We start from the raw sequence: 18,129 nt of genomic DNA on the forward strand, positions 1-18,129 counted from the left end.
CTCCTCCGCCCACCCGGCGGGGGAGGACGTCCGGCTTCGCGCCGGGCGGTGGGTGGGGCGCGGCGGGCGCCCGGCACGATGAGGGGGTGACCGCCCCCGCCCGCCCACCGCTCGCCACCCTGGACGCGGTCCTCGAACGGCTGACCTACGTCAACGAGGAGACCGGCTACACCGTCGCCCGGGTCGCCACCGACCGGGGGACCGACCTGCTGACGGTGGTCGGCGCGCTGCTGGGCGCGCAACCCGGCGAGAGCCTGCGGCTGTCGGGGCGCTGGTCGTCACATCCGAAGTACGGCCGGCAGTTCGAGGTGGACTCCTACACCACGGTGCTGCCGGCGACCATCCAGGGCATCCGACGCTATCTCGGTTCCGGCCTGGTCAAGGGCATCGGGCCGGTGTTCGCCGAGCGGATCGTGGCGCACTTCGGCCTGGACACCCTGCGGGTCATCGAGGAGGAACCGGCCCGGCTGGTGGAGGTCGCCGGGCTGGGGCCGAAACGCACCGCGAAGATCACTGCGGCGTGGGAGGAGCAGAAGGCGATCAAGGAGGTGATGGTCTTCCTCCAGGGGGTCGGGGTGTCGACGTCGCTTGCGGTACGGATCTTCAAGCAGTACGCCGACGCGTCGATCGAGGTGGTGACGAAGGAGCCGTACCGGCTGGCGGCCGACGTGTGGGGGATCGGGTTCAAGACCGCCGACACCATCGCCCAGGCGGTCGGCATCCCGCACGACAGCCCGCAGCGGGTGATGGCCGGCCTGCGGTACACCCTGTCCGAGGCCACCGACTCGGGCCACTGCTACCTGCCCGCCCCCGCGCTCGTCGCCGACGCCACGAAGATCCTCGACGTGCCCGGTGACCTTGTCACCCGCTGCCTGGACGACCTGATCGGCGAGGAGGGTGTGGTCCAGGAGTTCCTGCCCGGCGGCGACGGCGATCCGGTGCCGGCGGTGTACCTGGTGCCGTTCCACCGGGCCGAGCAGTCCCTCGCCGCCACCCTGCTGCGGCTGCTGCACGACCGGGCCGACCGGTTGCCCCACTTCACCGACGTCGACTGGCCCCGGGCGCTGGCCTGGCTGCGCTCGCGCACCGGCAACGACCTCGCCCCCGAGCAGGAGCATGCCGTCCGGCTGGCGCTGACCTCGAAGGTGGCGGTGCTGACCGGCGGGCCCGGCTGCGGCAAGAGCTTCACCGTCCGCTCCATCGTCGAACTCGCCGCCGCCAAGAAGGCGAAGGTCACCCTGGTCGCCCCGACCGGCCGGGCCGCGAAACGCCTGTCCGAGCTGACCGGGCACCCCGCCGCCACCGTGCACCGGCTGCTGCAACTGCGCCCCGGCGGGGAGGCCGCCCACGACCGGGACAACCCCCTCGACGTCGACCTGCTCGTCGTCGACGAGGCGTCCATGCTCGATCTCATCCTGGCCAACAAGCTGGTCAAGGCGGTGCCGCCCGGGGCGCACCTGCTGCTGGTCGGCGACGTGGACCAGTTGCCCAGTGTCGGCGCGGGGGAGGTGCTCCGCGACCTGCTCACCGCGTCCGCCATCCCCCGGGTGCGGTTGACCCGGGTCTTCCGGCAGGCCGCCCAGTCGGGGGTGATCACCAACGCCCACCGGATCAACGCCGGCCGCCCACCCCTGCTCGACGGGCTGCCGGACTTCTTCCTGTTCGCCTGCGACGACACCGAGGCGACCGCCGCGCTGACCGTGGACGTCGCCTGCACCCGGATCCCCGCCCGGTTCGGCCTCGACCCGCGCCGGGACGTGCAGGTCCTCGCCCCGATGCACCGGGGGCCGGCAGGTGCCGCCGCCCTCAACACCCTGCTGCAACAGCGCCTCACCCCGCACCGCGAGGGTCAACCCGAGCGGCGGATGGGCGGGCGGGTCTTCCGGATCGGCGACAAGGTCACCCAGATCCGCAACAACTACGACAAGGGCCAGGCCGGTGTCTTCAACGGCACCCTCGGCATCGTCACCGCGCTCACCCCCGAGGAGCAGACCCTCACCGTACGCACCGACGAGGACGAGCACCTCGACTACGAGTTCGACGAGCTCGACGAACTCGCCCACGCGTACGCGATGACAATCCACCGCTCCCAGGGCTCGGAGTATCCCGCCGTCGTCATCCCGCTGACCACCAGCGCCTGGATGATGTTGCAACGTAACCTGCTCTACACCGCCGTCACCCGGGCCCGACAGCTCGTCGTGATAGTCGGCTCCCGCCGCGCGCTGGCCGCCGCCGTCCGCACCGTCGGCGCCGGCCGCCGCCACACCGCCCTGGACCACCGCCTCGGCGGATCGGCCGGATAGCGGGTGTGGCCCGCCGGTCGCGGTGGGGCCCGCCGGGGTGCGGGACACCCCTGCGGTGGTTCCGCACCCCGCCGCCCGCACCGACAGCCGGCTGTCGCGGCCGTCACCCGCCCCGGGCGGGGTCCGGCGCGACGATCCGGTCAGGTGGTCGGCACCGGGGTCAGCGGTAGCCGGCGGCGGTGATGTTCGCCTGGACCGCGTTCTCGGTCGCGTCCGACGGGTAGCCGGCGACCATCGCCCCTTCGTAGAAGGTGCCGGCGCTGAGGTTCGCGCCGCCGTCGGGCTTGCAGCAGTCCCCGCCGCTGCCCAGGATGATCGCGCCCTGCTTCTTCATCGGGCTGTACCCGGGCGGCAGTGAGCCGTCGTAGAGGGTGTAGAGGCTGCCGGACTGGGCGTTGCTGCCCTTGATGGCGAAGCGCGAGGTGCCGTTGTTCTTCAGGGTGGCGGTGACGAACTTGCTGGTGAACGCCCGCTGGTTGGGGTTCCAGGAGCTGCTGCCGCCGGGGAACAGGCCCCACTCCAGGTCCGCCTGCACCCACGGGCCGGTGCCGGAGCAGCCACCGAACCAGCACTGCTTGCCGAAGTTGAGGGCATCCATCGCCCCGGCGGCGTCGGCCTTGCGGGTGGTCTCGCTGTTGCCGTAGTCGAAGCAGCAGCCGCTGTTGACGTGGGTGCCGCTGGTGACCATGTACATGCCCTCGGGGGCGGCGCCGGTCGGCACCCCGGTCAGGTGACCGTCGCGCCAGTAGCTGTTGCCGGGATTGATGTAGAGCGAGTACGCCTTGGCGCCGCCCACCGTCAGCGACTCCGAGGTCGCGACCGCCGGCTTGCTCTGCGGTGAGCCGGGAACCACGCTGGACCCCTGGTACCACAGGTCGTTGCCGCGACCGGACTGGTCGAACACGACCGTGACCACGCAGGTGGTGCCGGTGCAGAACGAGTCCTGGGTCGCCGCGTTGGCGGTGCCGCCGGTGCCGGTCAGCCCGATGTTGCGGGTGGTGTTGTCCGAGGAGCGCCGCACCTGGTAAAGGTTGCCGGCGTACGACGCGTAGAGCGCCCGGGTGGTGCTGTGCGCGGCCACGCACGGGGTGCCACCGGCGGCGTAGATGTCGCACGGCAGGGAACCGCTCGGCGGGGGCGTGGTCGGCGGCGGGGTGCCCGGCGGCGTGGTCGGCGGGGGAGTGGTCGTCGGCGAGGTCCACTGCTGGTTGGTCTGACCGTTGCAGGTCCACAGCAGGATCTTGGTGCCGTTCGCGGTGCCGTTGCCGTTGGCGTCCAGGCACAGGCCGGACTGCACACCGACGATGCTGCCGTTGGCGTTGACGTTCCACTGCTGGTTGGTCTGGCCGTTGCAGTCCCAGATGATCGCCGCCGTGCCGGCGGTGGTGCCCCGGCCGGAGGCGTCCAGGCACTTGTTGCCGTAGACGGTGAGCTGCCGGTTGGCCGTCCAGGTCCAGGTCTGGTTGGCACCACCCTGGCAGTCCCACAGCTGCGCCTGGGTGCCGTTGGTGGTGCTGGAGTTGGGGACCTCGAGGCAGCGGCCGGAGGCGGTGCCGACGATCCGGGTGCTCTGCCCCGGTTCGATGGCGGCCAGCGCCGGCGCGGCGGCGGCCTCGGCGACCGGCGAGGTGATGCCGGGGGTGGCCCCGGCGACGACGAGGACGCCGGCCAACGCACCGACCAGCATGGTGAGCCGGTGGAGACGGCGGCGTCGCGGGAGGGGATCTCGGACCTGGCCTGGTCCGCTGGGGGACGGGGTGCGCACGAGGCGGCTCCTTGGTTCGTCGGCGGCACGGGCCGGGCGGGCCCGCCCACGGGTGGTGGCGGTGGTCGTGGTGGTGGCGAATCGGTTCGGAACTCCCCAAGGATTACCGAAAGAGTGACAGCAATCAATGACTGAGGTCGTTCGTCCGGGGTCTTTCGTCACCCGGGCGGCCGGCGCGGGGCCGGGCGCCGGCCGCCCGGCACCCGGCCCGCGGTCCTACCGGCCCCAGAGCCGCCACGTCTGGTTCAGCGGGCTGCTCTGGCCGACCGGCTTGCAGGTCCACTGCAGGATCCGCGCCTGGGCGGCGGTGGAGACCCCGTTGACGTCGAGACACTTGTTGCTGTGCCGGGCGACCAACTGGTAGTCGTGGGAGTCGTTGCCCCCGTAGGTCACCCGGCGGAGGGTGAACTGCTGGCTGAGGCCGTTCTGACAGGTCCACTGCTGCACGGCCGCGCCGTCGGCGGTGGACGCCCCGCTGACGTCGAGGCACTTGCCGCTCTGCTGGTTGACCACGGTGTACGTGTTGGCCACCCCGTCGACCGGGCGGAAGTTCCACTGCTGCTGGTCCCCACCCTCGCAGTAGAACTGCTGCTGGGCGTTGCCGTCGGCGGTGCCCAGGCCGGTGTTGTCCAGGCACTGCTGCGAGTGCTGGGCCACCGCCACCGACTGGAAGCCGGCATCCGAGGGCGGCAGCAGGGTGACCGTGTAGGTGTCGTCCTGGTTGCCGTACGGCAGGGTCACCGAGGCGTTGTTGTTGGCCACGGTGACCACGGTGTTCGACACCGTCACCGGCCCCTGCACCGCACCGCCGTTGTTGTACGGGATGCGCTGGGTGAGCACCCGCACCTGGTTGTTCTGTACGATGCCGCTGGTGGTGTCCAGCCGCTGCAGGTTGACGGTCAGGTTGCCGGTGGTCCGGCCGCCACCGACCAGGACCTTCGCCACCCCGCTGGCCTTGGTGGCGTAGGCGTCGTAGGACTGGCTGGCGGTCACCGCGGCGATCTGCCCGGTCTGTGAGGCGTAGTAGCGGTAGACCCACCACTCGCCCTTGGGCTGGTGCTGGCCGGCCGAGTTGCGTACCAGCAGGTTGCCCAGGTCGTTGTGCAGGTTGCCGCCGCCGGCCCAGTTCGCCCGGAGGCCGTCCGCGCGGGCCCGCTCCAACCGCGCGATGTACCAGGCACCGTCCGCCGGGTTCTGCTCGTTGGACGCGCCGTACTCGTTGATCTGGTAGGGCCGGGGGTGGGCGATGCCACGCGGGTCGAGGGTGGCGTTGGCGGCGGCGACGTTGGCGACCGGGTCACCCGGCAGCGAGTGCCAGCTGACGATGTCCGGCACCGTGTTGGTCGAGCGGACGAAGTCCAGGTACTGGTTCCAGAACGCGTGGTTGGTCGACGGTACGCAGGCGCAGCTCGGCCCGACGATGAGCTGGTTGGGGAACTCCGCGCGCAGGCGCTGGTAGGTGCGCCGCCACAGTTCGAGGTACTGGGAGATCGGGCGGTTCCAGAAGATGGTGATGTTGGGTTCGTTCCAGATGTCCCACTGCACGGTCAGCCCGGCCGCCCGGACGTCGCCGATGAGGCGGGTCAGGAAGTTGTCGTAGTCGGTCCAGTTGCCGTTGTCGCCGGGGAAGCGGGAGATGCCCGCACCGTCGGCACCCCACAGGTCGTGCGGCAGGATGATGAACTGACCACCGAGGGCGGCGGTCCGCCGGGCCTGGGCGAGGGTGGAGTTCCACCGCCTGTCGTAGTTTCCGCCGACCCAGCCGCTGCCGGGCAGTTGCGCGCCGCCGGCGCGCATGTACTGGAACTTGACGTCCCGGTAGAAGTGGTCGGCCGGGCCGCTGGCGTTCTCGGTCATGCCGTAGATCCAGCCGGAGGCACGGTAGGTCGGCGTGCCGGTGGTGCTTGAGAAGTTGACGGTGATCGACTCGTCGGCGGCCTGGGCCGGGGTGGCGGCGACGGCGGTCGCGGCGACGGCGAGCAGGCCGACGGCGAGTCGGGTGACGATCACCCGGGCTCGTCCGGGCCGGCTGCGGGACGGGGTTTTCACGGGCGGCTCCTTGGTGGGGCGCGGGGACGCTCTCCGGAGGACTTCGCTTGCGAATCGATTCGCAGGGATCGTAGAGTCGCGTACTGAAGAATGTCAATGAAATGACACTCCGGTGACGCCGATGTTTCCGCCGCTGATCCCCTTCCTGGCGGCTCCCCCTTGACCCGCGCGTGTGGACGGACCTATCTTCGTTCGAACCGATTCGTCGAACCGATTCGCGGCATGATCGGACCGCGCCTCACCCGCGCACCGGCCACCCCGCATACCCGCCACCTGACGTTCCCCGCGAGACACGTTCCCTGCGAAGCGAGGCAGCACATGACCGCAACCAGCCGTCGGCGGTGTCTGGCCGCCGCCGTCGCACTCGTCGCGTTGGCCGGGAGCGCCTGCTCGTCCGCCGACGAGCCCTCGGGCGGCGGCAGCTACCTGGTCTGGGACCCGTACCCCCAGTTCGCCGAGGACTCCGCCTGGGTCGCGCTGCTGAAGAAGTGCGGCGAGTCGGCAGGGGTGACCGTCGACCGGACCGGCTACGACACCACCGACCTGACCAACAAGGCCCTGCTCGCCGCCCAACAGGGCAACTCGCCGGACGTGCTGATCGTGGACAACCCGGTGATCTCGACGCTGGCCGAGGCCGGCGCGCTCACCACCACCGACGAGAACAAGCTGGACGTGTCGACCATGGCGGCGAACCTGCTCGGCGCCGGTCAGCGCGAGGGCAGGACGTACGGGGTGCCGATCGGGGCGAACACCCTCGCCCTCTACTACAACAAGAAGGTGCTGGCCACCGCGGGCGTCGATCCCGCCACCATCACCGACTGGGCCACGCTGGACGACGCGTTGACCAAGGTGAAGGCCAAGGGCAGGAAGGGCATCACCTTCTCCGCGATCGGCACCGAGGAGGGCAGCTTCCAGTTCCTGCCCTGGTTCTGGGGCTCCGGCGCCCAACTGACCGGTCTGGACTCCCCGCAGGCGGTGTCCGCGTTGACGCTGTGGACCGACTGGCTCAAGCAGGGGTACGCCCCGAACTCCGTCATCAACAACACCCAGACCACGAGCTGGCAGGAGTTCGCCACCGGCGACTACGCGTTCGCCGAGAACGGCACCTGGCAACTGGCCAACGCGGAGAAACTCGGCTTCGGGTACGGCATCATCGCGATCCCGGCCCGCGCGGGTGGCCCGGCGCCCGCCCCCACCGGCGGTGAGTTCGTCTCCATCCCGGTGCAGCGCAGGACCGACAGGTATCCGACGTCCCAGCGGCTCGTCACCTGCCTGACCAGCGCCGACAATCTCCTTGCCACCGACACCACGCTCTCCTACGTCGCGCCCGTCACCGCGGTGCAGGAGCGGCAGGCTGCGGCGGACCCCAAGCTCAAGGTCTGGGTGGAGGCGGTCCGGGCCGCCAAGGGACGCACCGGTGACAACCTCGGCACCAGATATCCGAAGATCTCCGAGTCCCTGTGGACCGGGGTGCAGGGGGCGCTCAGCGGAGCGAAGACACCGCAGGAGGCGCTGGCAGCCGCGCAGCGTACCGCCGGCTGACCGCCCCGCACCGGCATCATGACCACCCCGAGACCCGCCGCCGGGCCACCGACCGCCACGCCACCGACCACTGGGACAGCTGACATCCCGCCACCGACCGCCACGACAGCCGCCGCCACCGCCGGGCGGGGCCGTCGTGGGCTGGCCGCCGCCGTCCCGCCCGGGTACCCCGCGTCCCGGGTGGGGCGGTGGTCGGCCTGGGCGTTCCTGGCCCCGGTGACCGGCTACCTGGTCGTCTGTTACGCGTACCCGCTCTACCGGAACCTGGAGTTGAGCCTGCGGGAGTACACCGTCCGGTCGTTCGTGCAGGGCGGAGCGCCGTTCGCGGGCCTGGACAACTACCGGACGGTCCTGGCCGACCCGACCTTCGGCCCGGCGCTGACGCACACCCTGATCTTCACCGGGGCGTCACTGGCCCTCCAGTTCGCCATCGGGATGGCCCTGGCGCTCTTCTTCCACGGGCACTTCCCGCTGTCCCGGACGTTGCGGGCGGTGATCCTGGTGCCCTGGCTGCTCCCGTTGATCGTCTCGGCGTCCACCTGGTCGTGGCTGCTCAACAGCGACGCGGGGCTGGTCAACGCGGCACTCGGCCTGGTCGGGATCGACCCGGTCAACTGGCTCACCTCACCCCGCTGGTCGCTGGTCTCGGTGATCATCGCGAACATCTGGATCGGCATCCCCTTCAACCTGGTGGTGCTGCACAGCGGCCTCCAGGCCATCCCGGCCGAGGTGTACGAGGCGTCCGCGCTCGACGGGGCGACGGGCTGGCAGCGGTTCTGGTCGATCACCTTCCCGCTGCTGCGCCCGGTCTCCGCGATCACCCTGCTGCTCGGGCTGATCTACACGCTGAAGGTCTTCGACCTCATCTGGATCATGACCAGGGGCGGTCCGACCGATTCCTCCACCACCCTCGCCACCTGGTCGTACCGGCTCGGCTTCGGTAACCTGCTACCCGAGTTCGGCCCCGGCGCGGCCGTCGGCAACCTGCTCATCGTGCTGGCCCTGCTCGCCGGGTTCGGCTACCTGCGGCTTCAGCGGAGGCAGCAGTCATGACGACCACCGCCCCGTCCCGCAGCTGGTGGAAGACCGGCGTCGGCCTGGTGCTGACCGGTCTGATGCTCTTCCCCGTCTACTGGATGATCAACGTGTCGTTCACCCGGGACCGGGACATGCGGGCCGACCCGCCGCACCTGTTCCCCGTCGACGGCACCTGGGAGGGCTACCGGGCGGTGCTCGACCAGCAGCTGCCGTACCTCGGCACCAGCTTCCTGGTCGGCCTCGGCACGGTGGCGCTGACCGTGGCGTTGGCCGCCCCCGCCGGCTACGCGCTGGCGAAGCTCCGGCCGCCCGGCGGCCCGGCGCTGAGCTTCGGGCTGCTGATCGCCCAGATGGTCCCGGGCATCATCATGGCGATGGGCTTCTACGCCGGCTATCTCGAACTCGGCATCCTGAACACCCTGCCGGGCCTGATCCTGGCCGACTCGACCCTGGCGGTGCCGTTCGGGGTGCTGATCTTCACGGCCTTCATGGCCGGCATCCCCGACGAGCTGCTCCAGGCCGCCGTGGTCGACGGCGCCGGGCGGCTGCGCACCTTCTGGTCGGTCGTGCTGCCGGTGAGCCGCAACGCGATCGTCACGGTGTCGCTGTTCGCGTTCCTCTGGGCCTGGTCGGACTTCGTCTTCGCCTCGACGCTGGCCGGCGGCGGCGAACACCAGCCGATCACCCTGGGCATCTACCACTACATCGGCAACAACAACCAACAGTGGAACGCCATCATGGCCACCGCCGTCGTCGCCTCCGTCCCGGCCACCGTGCTGCTGGTCCTGGCCCAGCGGTACGTCTCGACCGGGATCACCGCCGGCGCCGTCAAGGACTGACCATCCGTACCACAGAAAGGCGCCGCCACCCATGACCGTCGCACCGTCCGGTCCGGAGTTCTCCATCCAGGACATCCCGTTCAGCTACCGCGGTTCCTGGCTCAACATCTCCCCGGTGGTGGCCGAGAAGACGTACGCCGACGACCTGCACCTGGTCTCCCACCAGACCGGGCTGCACCCGGTGCTCCGCCTCACCCCCGATGCCGATGCCATAGTCGTCGCCACCCCCGCCCTGCTGACCTGGCGCAGCGGCGACGGCCGGATCGAGGCGGGCTACCAGGGGCCGGACACCCTGCGCCTCCGCGGCCGGGGGCTCGGGCTGCGGATCGCCGCCGCCGCCGGAACCCTCACCCCGTTCAGCGGCACCTACCTCTACCGCGACCCGGTCGACGGGTCGGCCGTGTTCACCTCCTACGAGACCGGCCGCCGCTACCGGGTCACCGTGCTGTCCGGAGCGCTGCACGGCACCGACGGGATGGAGGCGCTCGGCCCCGCCGACCGCTGGCTGGACCTCCCCGCCGACCAGCCGTGGGAGATCGCGATCGAGGAGTACGCCACCGCCCGCCGTCCCTACGTCCGGTCCGGCACCTTCGACCAGCTGTGCCGCGACCGCAGCACCGAGTTCGCCGCGTTCGTCGACGCGGTCGCCCCGTGGCGGGGTGTCGACACCCCCGCCGCCGAACTGGCCGCGTACGTGCTCTGGTCGGCCACCGTCGAGCCTGCGGGTTTCGTCACCCGACCCGCCGTGCTGATGTCCAAGCACTGGATGGACAAGGTGTGGAGCTGGGACCACTGCTTCAACGCGATCGCCCTGGCGGCCGGCGAGCCGGAACTCGCCTGGCACCAGTTCCAACTGCCCTTCGACCACCAGGACCCCGCCGGCGCCCTCCCGGACTCGGTCACCCACTCGGAGGTGCTGCACAACTACGTCAAACCACCCATCCACGGTTGGGCCCTGGGTCACCTGCGCCGCCGGCTGCCCACCCCGCCGGACCGGACGGCGCTGGCCCAGACGTACGACCGGCTGGCCCGGTGGACCGGGTTCTGGCTCGACGCGCGCCGCGCCCCCGGCCACGACCTGCCCCACTACCAGCACGGCAACGACAGCGGCTGGGACAACGCGACCACCTTCGACCACGGCCGGGTGCTGGAGACCGCCGACCTCGCCGCCTTCCTGGTCAGCCAACTGCGCTGCCTGGCCGACCTGGCCACCGAGCTGGGCGAGCCCGCCGACCGGTGGACCGCCGAGGCCGACCGGGTGCGCGCCGCCCTGCTGCGGGACCTGTGGGACGGCGAACGCTTCACCGCCCGCAGCCCGCACACCGGGCGACGACGCGCCAGCCGCAGCCTGCTCGACCTGATGCCGGTCACCCTCGGCGCCGACCTGCCCACCCCGGTCGCCGCCACCCTGGCCCGGGGCGTCGAGGCCCACCTGACCACGCACGGGCTCGCCACCGAGCCGACGGACTCGGCCGACTACCTCGCCGACGGCTACTGGCGTGGCCCGATCTGGGCGCCCTCCACGGTGCTGGTCGAGGACGGCCTGCGCCGGGCCGGGCACACCACGATCGCCGACGAGATCAGTCGACGCTTCCTGGCCCTGTGTGAGAAGTCCGGTTTCGCGGAGAACTTCGACGCCGAGACCGGCGCAGGGCTCCGCGACCGGGCGTACACCTGGACCGCCAGCAGCTATCTCATCCTCGCCGCCGCCCAGCAGGAACGCCGCGGGTCACCGGAGGGCAGCCGGAGCACGCGGACGGACCGGGCGGGGTGAGTGTCGTCGGCCTCCCCGGACCCGGCCGGGCGACCGGAGTCGCGCCGCACCGGGCCGGGTCAGCGGGACCGGGCAGGGCCGGTGCTGGAGCGCAACGAGATGGGTGGGGCGTACAGGCGGTGCCGGGGCGTGGCGGCAGGGGCGGCGATCAGCTCCAACAGCAACGACACCGCCTCGGCGCCCATCTCCCGCATCGGCACGTCCGCGGCGGTCAGCGGTGGACGGAAGTCCTCCGCCCAGTGTTGGGCGGCCACTCCGGTGACGGAGAAGTCGCCCGGCACGGACAGCCCGGCGCCGTGCAACGCGCGCTGCATGCCGGGCAGCGCCGCCTCGTTGATGGTGGCCACCGCCGTGATCTCCGGATGCGTCGCCAGCAGGTGCTCCACACACGCCTCGCCCGACGTCGTGTCGTCACCGCAGCAGACGTCCACACCGGTCAGGCCCCGCTCGGTGACCGCCGCCCGGAAGCCGGCGAGGGCACGGTGGCTCGGGCCGTAGCCGGCGGCGACCAACTCGGCCGACCGGTTCACCAGGGCCACCTGACGGTGCCCCAGATCGGCCAGGTGGTGCACGCAACGGGAGATCAACGCCGCGTAGTCGATGTCGATCCAGCTCATCCCGTGCGGGTCGGCGGTCCGGCCTATCGTCACGAACGGCAGCCCCGCAGCGGCCAGCCGGGTCACCCGGTCGTCGGTCAACCGGATCTCCATCACGACCACACCGTCGACCCGACGCCCGGTGACGATCCGCTCGAACGACCGGTCGTGGTCGCCGCCGGACGGGGACAACAGCACGTCCAGGTCGTGCCGGGCCGCCGCCTCGACGACGCTGGCGACGAAGCCCAGCTGCATGTCGGTCAGGCGCTGGCTGGCCGGGGGGATCACCAACCCGAGGGTGCGGGTGCGTCCCTCCTTGAGTGCGCGGGCGCTCGCGTTCGGGCGGTAGCCCAACTCGTCGATGACCGCCTGGATGCGCTGCCGGGTCGTCGCCGACACGGTCCGCTTCCCGCTCAGCACGTAGGACACGGTGCTGCGGGACACCCCGGCCCGCCGGGCGATCTCCCCGATGTTCATGCCCGCCCTCAGACCGAATCCGACACCGACGCGGGAATGCGCCGTGCTTCCCGTGGAGCATAACCGTCCCGGAATTCCAGCACCGGCCCAGGAACTGTTCTGCGGCCGCCTCCGTGGCGATCCACCGCGCCCGGCCTTCGGCGGTGTCGAAGGAGGGTGGACGGGTGGGAAGGGGTGGCGCTATGCATCGATAGTAATTAATGTAAAAGGTCTGACGTGTTATGTCAGAAGCATGGCTCGATGGGCAGATCAGCCTCCTGCTCCGGTCGTTCGGACGTAGGACACCGCCGCACCGGAAGCAGCCGCCACCGCACCCCCACCGTTCCGGAGAGGATTCGATGAATGTGAAGAGAAGGTCGAGTCGGTTGACGGCCGCCCTGGCGACCGTGGTCGCCCTCGTTGTCGTCGGCGGCGGCTACGTGGTGTCGGATGCGCCGGGCGCGCGCGCCGCGACCACCGGCCCGTGTGACATCTACGCCTCGGGTGGTACGCCGTGCGTGGCCGCGCACAGCACCACCCGTGCCCTGTACGGGGCGTACAACGGTCCGCTCTATCAGGTCCGGCGGACGTCGGACAACGGCACCCGGGACGTCGGGGTGCTGAGCGCGGGTGGTGTCGTCAACGCCGCCACCCAGGATTCCTTCTGCGCGAACACGAGTTGCGTGATCACGATCCTCTACGACCAGTCCGGCCGCAACAACCGCCTCACCCAGGCACCTCCCGGCTACTGGCCCGGCCCCGCGCCGGGCGGCTGGGACAACCTGGCGGACGCGAAGGCGGCTCCGATCACCGTCGGCGGGCAGAAGGCGTACGGCGTCTACGTCTCGCCCGGCACCGGTTACCGCAACAACAACACCAACGGCGTCGCCACCGGCGACCAGCCAGAGGGCATCTACGCCGTCGTCGACGGCACCCACTACAACCAGTGGTGCTGCTTCGACTACGGCAACGCGCAGACCGACGGCCAGGCCGACGCCCCGGCCATCATGGAGACGGTCTACTTCGGCGCCAACAAGCAGTGGGGCTACGGGGCGGGCGCCGGCCCGTGGGTCATGGCCGATCTGGAGTGGGGGCTGTTCTCCGGGGTGAACGCGGGATACAACAACATCGCGTCGATCAACCACCGTTTCGTGACCGCGATGGTCAAGGGTGAGCCGAACCACTGGGCGATCCGGGGTGGGAATGCGCAGTCGGGCGGTCTGACTACCTATTTCGACGGACGGCGTCCCAACGGTTACCACCCGATGAAGAAGGAGGGGGCGATCCTGCTCGGCATCGGCGGCGACAACAGCGTCTCCGGTCGCGGCACCTTCTTCGAGGGGGTGCTGACCTCGGGCTACCCGTCGCCGGCCACGGAGGACGCCGTGCAGGCCAACATCGCCGCCGCCGGATACGCCCCGGCCGGTGGCGGTACGCCGCAGCAGGGCGTCCAGGTCGTGGGTGGTCAGTCGGGCCGCTGCGTCGACGTGCCGAACGGCAGCACGACCAACGGCACCCAGGTCCAGTTGTGGGACTGCACCGGTGGCACCGCGCAGCGCTTGACCTACACCGCCGGCAAGCAGCTCCAGGTGCTGGGCAACAAGTGCCTCGACGCCAACGGCCAGGGCACCAGCAACGGCACCCAGGTCATCATCTGGGACTGCCACACCGGTGCCAACCAACAGTGGAACGTCAACGCCAACGGCACCGTCACCGGTGTGCAGTCGGGACTCTGTCTCGATGCCACCAACGCGGCAACGGCCAACGGCACCAAACTCGTCCTCTGGTCCTGCAACGGGCAACAGAACCAGCAGTGGAGCCTGCGTAGCTGACCAGGCCGCGACAACCGGCCGGGCCGGTCCCGGGCAGGACACGGGGCCGGCCCGGCCGGTTGTCGCGCGGCGGCACCACGCGTCGCGCTATCCGTGGCGCAGGTGACCGGCCCGTGCCACCGCCAGCTCTTGCCTGTCGTTCTGCGTGTTCACCGCCGGCACCTGCCGCTCTACTCGTCGTAGATGGATGGTGCGGCCCGAGCGGGGGCCGGACCGGTGACAGGAGAGCTTCGACACCCGTTACATCTGCGTGGACACCCACGGCAGCGGTGACGCGTACGCCCGGGCGTGCAACTACGGCGGCTACCAGACCTGGCGGTTGAACGGTCGGTGATCCGACCATGCGGTACGTCACTCGTCGATGCCTGGAATCTGGGGCGGTGATCTGTGAGGGTGTGCTCGGTGAAGCCGATACCGAGCGCACCCGAACGGTCGACGCTGGGTGCCGTCCTGCGTGGGTGCCGTGTGGCGGCGGGCCTGTCAATCGAGGGGCTCGCCGAGCGCTGCGGGGTCAGCGCCCGGGCGATCAGCGACATCGAACGCGACCGGGTCCGCCGTCCGCAACGGCGTACCCTGACCGTCCTGCTCGACGCCCTCGCCGTGCCGGACGACGAGCGTCGTCGCCTGGTCGAGGCCGCCTCCGTGCGGCCGGCGGGCGGGGAACCCCCCGATCCGCCGCGCTATTTCAGCGGCCGGGCAGCGGAGTTGCGGGCCCTGGGCGACATCGCCCGTCGTCCGTCGGGTGACCGGCAGCAGGCCACCGCGCTCGTCGTCACCGGACCGGCCGGGGTGGGCAAGACCAGCCTCGCCCTGCGGGCCGTGGCGGATCTGGCCACGGAGTTCCCCGACGGCCGGTTCTTCGTCGACCTGCGCGGCATGGACGACGTCCCGACCACCCCCGGCGAGGCGCTGCACCGGCTGCTGCGGGCGCTCGGCGTGCCGGAACGGCGGATTCCCGCCGGGCTCGACGGGCGGGCGACGGCGTACCGGTCGGCGCTGTACGAACGCCGGGCCCTGGTGGTGTGGGACAACGCCGCCGACGAGGCGCAGGTCCGGCCGTTGCTGCCCGGGGCAGGACGCAGTCTCGTGGTGTTCACCAGCCGGCGACGGCTCAGCGGCCTCGACACCGCGCAGTGGCTGTCGGTGGAGCCGTTGCCGGCCGAGGACTCCACCGCCATGCTGCGGGCCATCGCCCGCTCCGACGCCGCCACCGACCCGGTCGCGCTGGACGAACTGGCCCGGCACTGCGGCCACATGCCACTGGCGCTGCGGGTCACCGGGCAACGGCTGTCGGAGGAGCCGGGGCTGTCGGTGGGGGAGCTGAACCGGCGGTTCTCCGGGGAGCAGGCCCGCCTGCGGGTCATCGACGCCGGCGCCGCGGGTATCCACACCGCGCTCAGCCTGTCGTACCGGCGGCTCGGGGGCGACCTGCGACGGACCTTCCGGCGGCTGTCCCTGATGCCGGGTCCGGACTTCGGTCCGGACCCGGTCGCCGTGGCCACCGACGCCGCTGGCGAGCAGGCCGAGCGACGGCTGGAGGCGCTGGTCGAGAGCGGACTGGTGGCCGCCGTGCCGACGGACCGGTACGGGCTGCACGACCTGGTACGCGACTTCGCCGTCGACCGGATGACCGCTGAGGAACCGGACGCGGTCGGCCCGTTGCGGACGTCCTCGCTGCGCTGGTGGCTGGCGCGTACGATCGCTGCGGGGCGGCACTTCGAACCGGACGGACCGCCGTCGCTTGCGGAGTTCCGGGATCGCGCGGCGGCGACGACGTGGCTCGACGCCGAGCGGGGCAACTGGTTCGCCGCGTTGCGGTCGGCCGCCGCCGAAGGGCTGCACGAAGCGGTGGTCGAGGCCGCCGACGCGCTGCACTGGTTCTCCGACAGCCGGGTCCACCTCGACCTCTGGCCCGAGGTCTTCCGGTTGTCCGCCGAGTCCGCCGCCCGGCTGGACGACCCCCGCACCGAGGCGGTCCATCTCAACTACCTTTCCTGGGCGCAGGCGATCTGCCAGCGCGAATACGCCGGCAGCGTGGCCACCGCCACCCGGGCGCTGGACCGGGCGGTCCGCGCGGGCGACCCGGCCCAGCAGGGCTGGGCGTTGCTCTACGCCGCCAGCGGCCACACCGGGTTGGGCGAGTACGCGGCGGCGCTGAGGCAACGGCAGCGGGCCTGGGTGATGCTGCGCCGCGCGGCCGACCGGGAGGGCCTGCCGCAGGCGATGGCCTCGCTCGGCTCATCGCTGCTCGCCCTCGGTAGACCTGTCGAGGCGCTGCGGGTGCACGAGCGGACGCGACGCCTGCTCCGCGATCCGCGCTATCCCATCGCGGCCTTCGCCCGCGCCGCCACCGACGCGCTGAACTGCCGGCGGATCGGCGACGATCTCGCCGCCCTCGGCCGGTGGTCGGAGTGTGTCGCCCTGCGGCGGGAGGCGGTCGCGCGGTTACGCGCGAACGCGATGCCGGCGATCGAGGCCGTGGCGTTGGTGGAGTTGGCCGAGGCGCTGCGGCGCACGGGGGAGACCCGGGAGGCCCCGGCGCACCTGGTGCGGGCGATCGAGTTGGCCGACGACTGCGACGATCCGGACCTGGCCGGCCGGGCCGCGACGCTGCTTGTCGACCTCACCCGGGAGGAGCCTGGCCCGGGCGGGGGTCAGGTGCCGGGCGCGACACGGGCGAAGGCGCGTACCAGCGGGTGCGGCTCGTAGCGGTGCTCACCGCCGGCGGTGACCCAGCCCCGCTCGGCCAGGTCGAGCAGGCCCGCCTCGACGGGGACGGCACCGACCGGCCGGGTCAGCAGCCGGACGGCGCGGCGGGCCCGTGCCGGCAGCCCGGCGTACGTCCGCTCGAACGCGTCGCGCACCGACAGGTCACCGGCCACCAGCGCGTCCAGGACCAGCTCCGGCCTGGCCAACCGGTCGATCAGCCACTGCGCGCTCCACTGCGGCCGGGTCAGCAGCCGGTTCGCGGTCACCCGCAGCGCCAGTGGCAGGCCGCCGCAGCCGTCGGCCAGCGCGGCGACCGAGGGCGCGGGCGCGATGCCGTCCACCATCGCGGTGAGGGCGGCCCGTGCGTCGGCCGCCGGCAGCGGCGGCACCAGCCGCCGATCGGTCGCCGGCAGGTGCGTCAGCGGATGCCGGCCGGTGATCAGGGTGACGCCGAGGGCGTCCGGCGGCAGCAGCGGCCCGACCTGGCGGTCGTCGCGTACGTCGTCCAGCAGCACCAGGACCCGTCGGGTGCGCAGCAGGTCACGGTACGCGCCGATGGCCACCGGGTCGGGCCCGTGCGATGCCGGCTCGGACGCCGGCAGCAACCGTCGTGCGATCGTCGCGGCGGTGGCGTCCGCGACCGGCCCGAGGAACCGCACCCCGTCGGGGAACCGTTCGGCGAGGTCCGTGGCGGCCTGTACGGCCAACGCCGTCTTACCCGAGCCGGGCAGGCCGAGCAGCTGCACCGCGTGGCGGCGTCGCAGCTGCCTGGTCAGCCAGGCGAGGTCGTCGCGGCGGCCGGTGAAGTGTGCGGTCACCCCGGGTAGACCGGTGACCCCGGCGACCTGTTCGCCGGCCGCGCGGAGCTGGCCGGCGTCCACCCCGTCCAGGCCCAGCGCCGCGCCCAGCGCCCGCAGGGTGCCGTGGTGCGGGCGGCGGATCGTGTGCCGTTCGATCCCGCCGATCGTGCGGGGGCTCACCCCGGAACGGACGGCGAGTTCCTCGATGGTCAACCCGGCGGCGATCCGCAGTGACCGAAGCCGGTGGAGCTGTTCCTGCGTGTTGTCCCGCACCCCGTACCCCCGCCAGGACGACTGCTGTCCGGTCCAGTAGACGTCGCCGGGGTGACACCCGGGGTGAGGGTATCGTCACACCTTGTTCCGGGGCTGGTGGGACGCGGGTGGCGGCCGTCCGCCGTCCCGGCCTGCGGGACGGCGGACGGGGGT

At 71.8% G+C, this 18,129-nt stretch carries 11 protein-coding genes; 7 read left to right on the forward strand and 4 right to left on the reverse strand.

The genetic code is table 11. The features are described 5' to 3' along the window. Positions 1–86 precede the first annotated feature (86 nt). Positions 87–2,303 (forward strand): SF1B family DNA helicase RecD2, encoded by a 2,217-nt coding sequence (gene recD2, locus AC0AIB_RS14915; RefSeq protein ID WP_328346684.1) that lies wholly within the window; start codon positions 87–89, stop codon positions 2,301–2,303. A 160-nt stretch (positions 2,304–2,463) separates the two neighbouring features. Here recD2 and AC0AIB_RS14920 read toward each other — a convergent pair whose 3' ends face one another. Both AC0AIB_RS14920 and AC0AIB_RS14925 read right to left on the reverse strand, forming a co-directional pair. Next, positions 2,464–3,990 (reverse strand): arabinofuranosidase catalytic domain-containing protein, encoded by a 1,527-nt coding sequence (locus AC0AIB_RS14920; RefSeq protein ID WP_465096895.1) that lies wholly within the window; start codon positions 3,988–3,990, stop codon positions 2,464–2,466. 294 nt (positions 3,991–4,284) lie between these two features. After that, positions 4,285–6,117: an RICIN domain-containing protein gene (locus tag AC0AIB_RS14925; RefSeq protein WP_328346688.1), complete on the reverse strand. Its 1,833-nt coding sequence runs from the start codon at positions 6,115–6,117 to the stop codon at positions 4,285–4,287. Between the two features lie 318 nt (positions 6,118–6,435). Between AC0AIB_RS14925 and AC0AIB_RS14930 the strand changes: the two genes are divergently transcribed. From AC0AIB_RS14930 to AC0AIB_RS14945, 4 genes are read left to right on the forward strand one after another with little or no spacing between them, the layout of a single operon-like run. Continuing rightward, positions 6,436–7,659, forward strand: a complete 1,224-nt coding sequence (locus AC0AIB_RS14930; RefSeq protein ID WP_465096896.1) for a sugar ABC transporter substrate-binding protein — start codon at positions 6,436–6,438, stop codon at positions 7,657–7,659. 18 nt (positions 7,660–7,677) lie between these two features. Beyond that, a complete protein-coding gene (locus AC0AIB_RS14935; protein WP_465096897.1) occupies positions 7,678–8,712 on the forward strand; it encodes a carbohydrate ABC transporter permease in 1,035 nt (344 codons plus the stop codon). Continuing rightward, positions 8,709–9,536, forward strand: coding sequence for a carbohydrate ABC transporter permease (locus AC0AIB_RS14940; protein WP_328346694.1), 828 nt, complete (start codon positions 8,709–8,711; stop codon positions 9,534–9,536). The genes AC0AIB_RS14935 and AC0AIB_RS14940 overlap by 4 nt, the downstream gene beginning before the upstream one ends. A 31-nt stretch (positions 9,537–9,567) precedes the next feature. Next, on the forward strand, positions 9,568–11,310 hold the full coding sequence (locus tag AC0AIB_RS14945) for an amylo-alpha-1,6-glucosidase (protein WP_465096898.1): 1,743 nt from the start codon (positions 9,568–9,570) through the stop codon (positions 11,308–11,310). 59 nt (positions 11,311–11,369) lie between these two features. On the opposite strand, the gene AC0AIB_RS14950 is transcribed toward AC0AIB_RS14945, so the two are convergent. Next, entirely contained in the window at positions 11,370–12,383 is a 1,014-nt protein-coding gene (locus AC0AIB_RS14950; RefSeq protein WP_328346698.1) for a LacI family DNA-binding transcriptional regulator, read from the reverse strand. A gap of 338 nt (positions 12,384–12,721) precedes the next feature. On the opposite strand from AC0AIB_RS14950, the gene AC0AIB_RS14955 reads away from it, so the two are divergent. Then, positions 12,722–14,194 carry an arabinofuranosidase catalytic domain-containing protein gene (locus AC0AIB_RS14955; protein WP_328346699.1) on the forward strand — a complete coding sequence of 491 codons (1,473 nt, stop codon included), beginning with the start codon at positions 12,722–12,724 and terminating at the stop codon, positions 14,192–14,194. Between the two features lie 402 nt (positions 14,195–14,596). Further along, on the forward strand, positions 14,597–16,903 hold the full coding sequence (locus AC0AIB_RS14960) for an ATP-binding protein (RefSeq protein ID WP_465096899.1): 2,307 nt from the start codon (positions 14,597–14,599) through the stop codon (positions 16,901–16,903). On the opposite strand, the gene AC0AIB_RS14965 is transcribed toward AC0AIB_RS14960, so the two are convergent. Then, a complete protein-coding gene (locus AC0AIB_RS14965) occupies positions 16,849–17,976 on the reverse strand; it encodes a helix-turn-helix domain-containing protein (RefSeq protein ID WP_465096900.1) in 1,128 nt (375 codons plus the stop codon). The genes AC0AIB_RS14960 and AC0AIB_RS14965 overlap by 55 nt on opposite strands. Positions 17,977–18,129: the final 153 nt, after the last annotated feature.

It is taken from the genome of Micromonospora sp. DSM 43699, assembly GCF_055517075.1.

Coding starts and splice junctions, on each gene's coding strand:
- AC0AIB_RS14920 (WP_465096895.1), bottom strand. CDS start 3,990: ATGCTGGTCGGTGCGTTGGCCGGCGTCCTCGTCGTCGCCGGGGCCACC.
- AC0AIB_RS14930 (WP_465096896.1), top strand. CDS start 6,436: ATGACCGCAACCAGCCGTCGGCGGTGTCTGGCCGCCGCCGTCGCACTC.
- AC0AIB_RS14935 (WP_465096897.1), top strand. CDS start 7,678: ATGACCACCCCGAGACCCGCCGCCGGGCCACCGACCGCCACGCCACCG.
- AC0AIB_RS14940 (WP_328346694.1), top strand. CDS start 8,709: ATGACGACCACCGCCCCGTCCCGCAGCTGGTGGAAGACCGGCGTCGGC.
- AC0AIB_RS14945 (WP_465096898.1), top strand. CDS start 9,568: ATGACCGTCGCACCGTCCGGTCCGGAGTTCTCCATCCAGGACATCCCG.
- AC0AIB_RS14950 (WP_328346698.1), bottom strand. CDS start 12,383: ATGAACATCGGGGAGATCGCCCGGCGGGCCGGGGTGTCCCGCAGCACC.
- AC0AIB_RS14955 (WP_328346699.1), top strand. CDS start 12,722: ATGAATGTGAAGAGAAGGTCGAGTCGGTTGACGGCCGCCCTGGCGACC.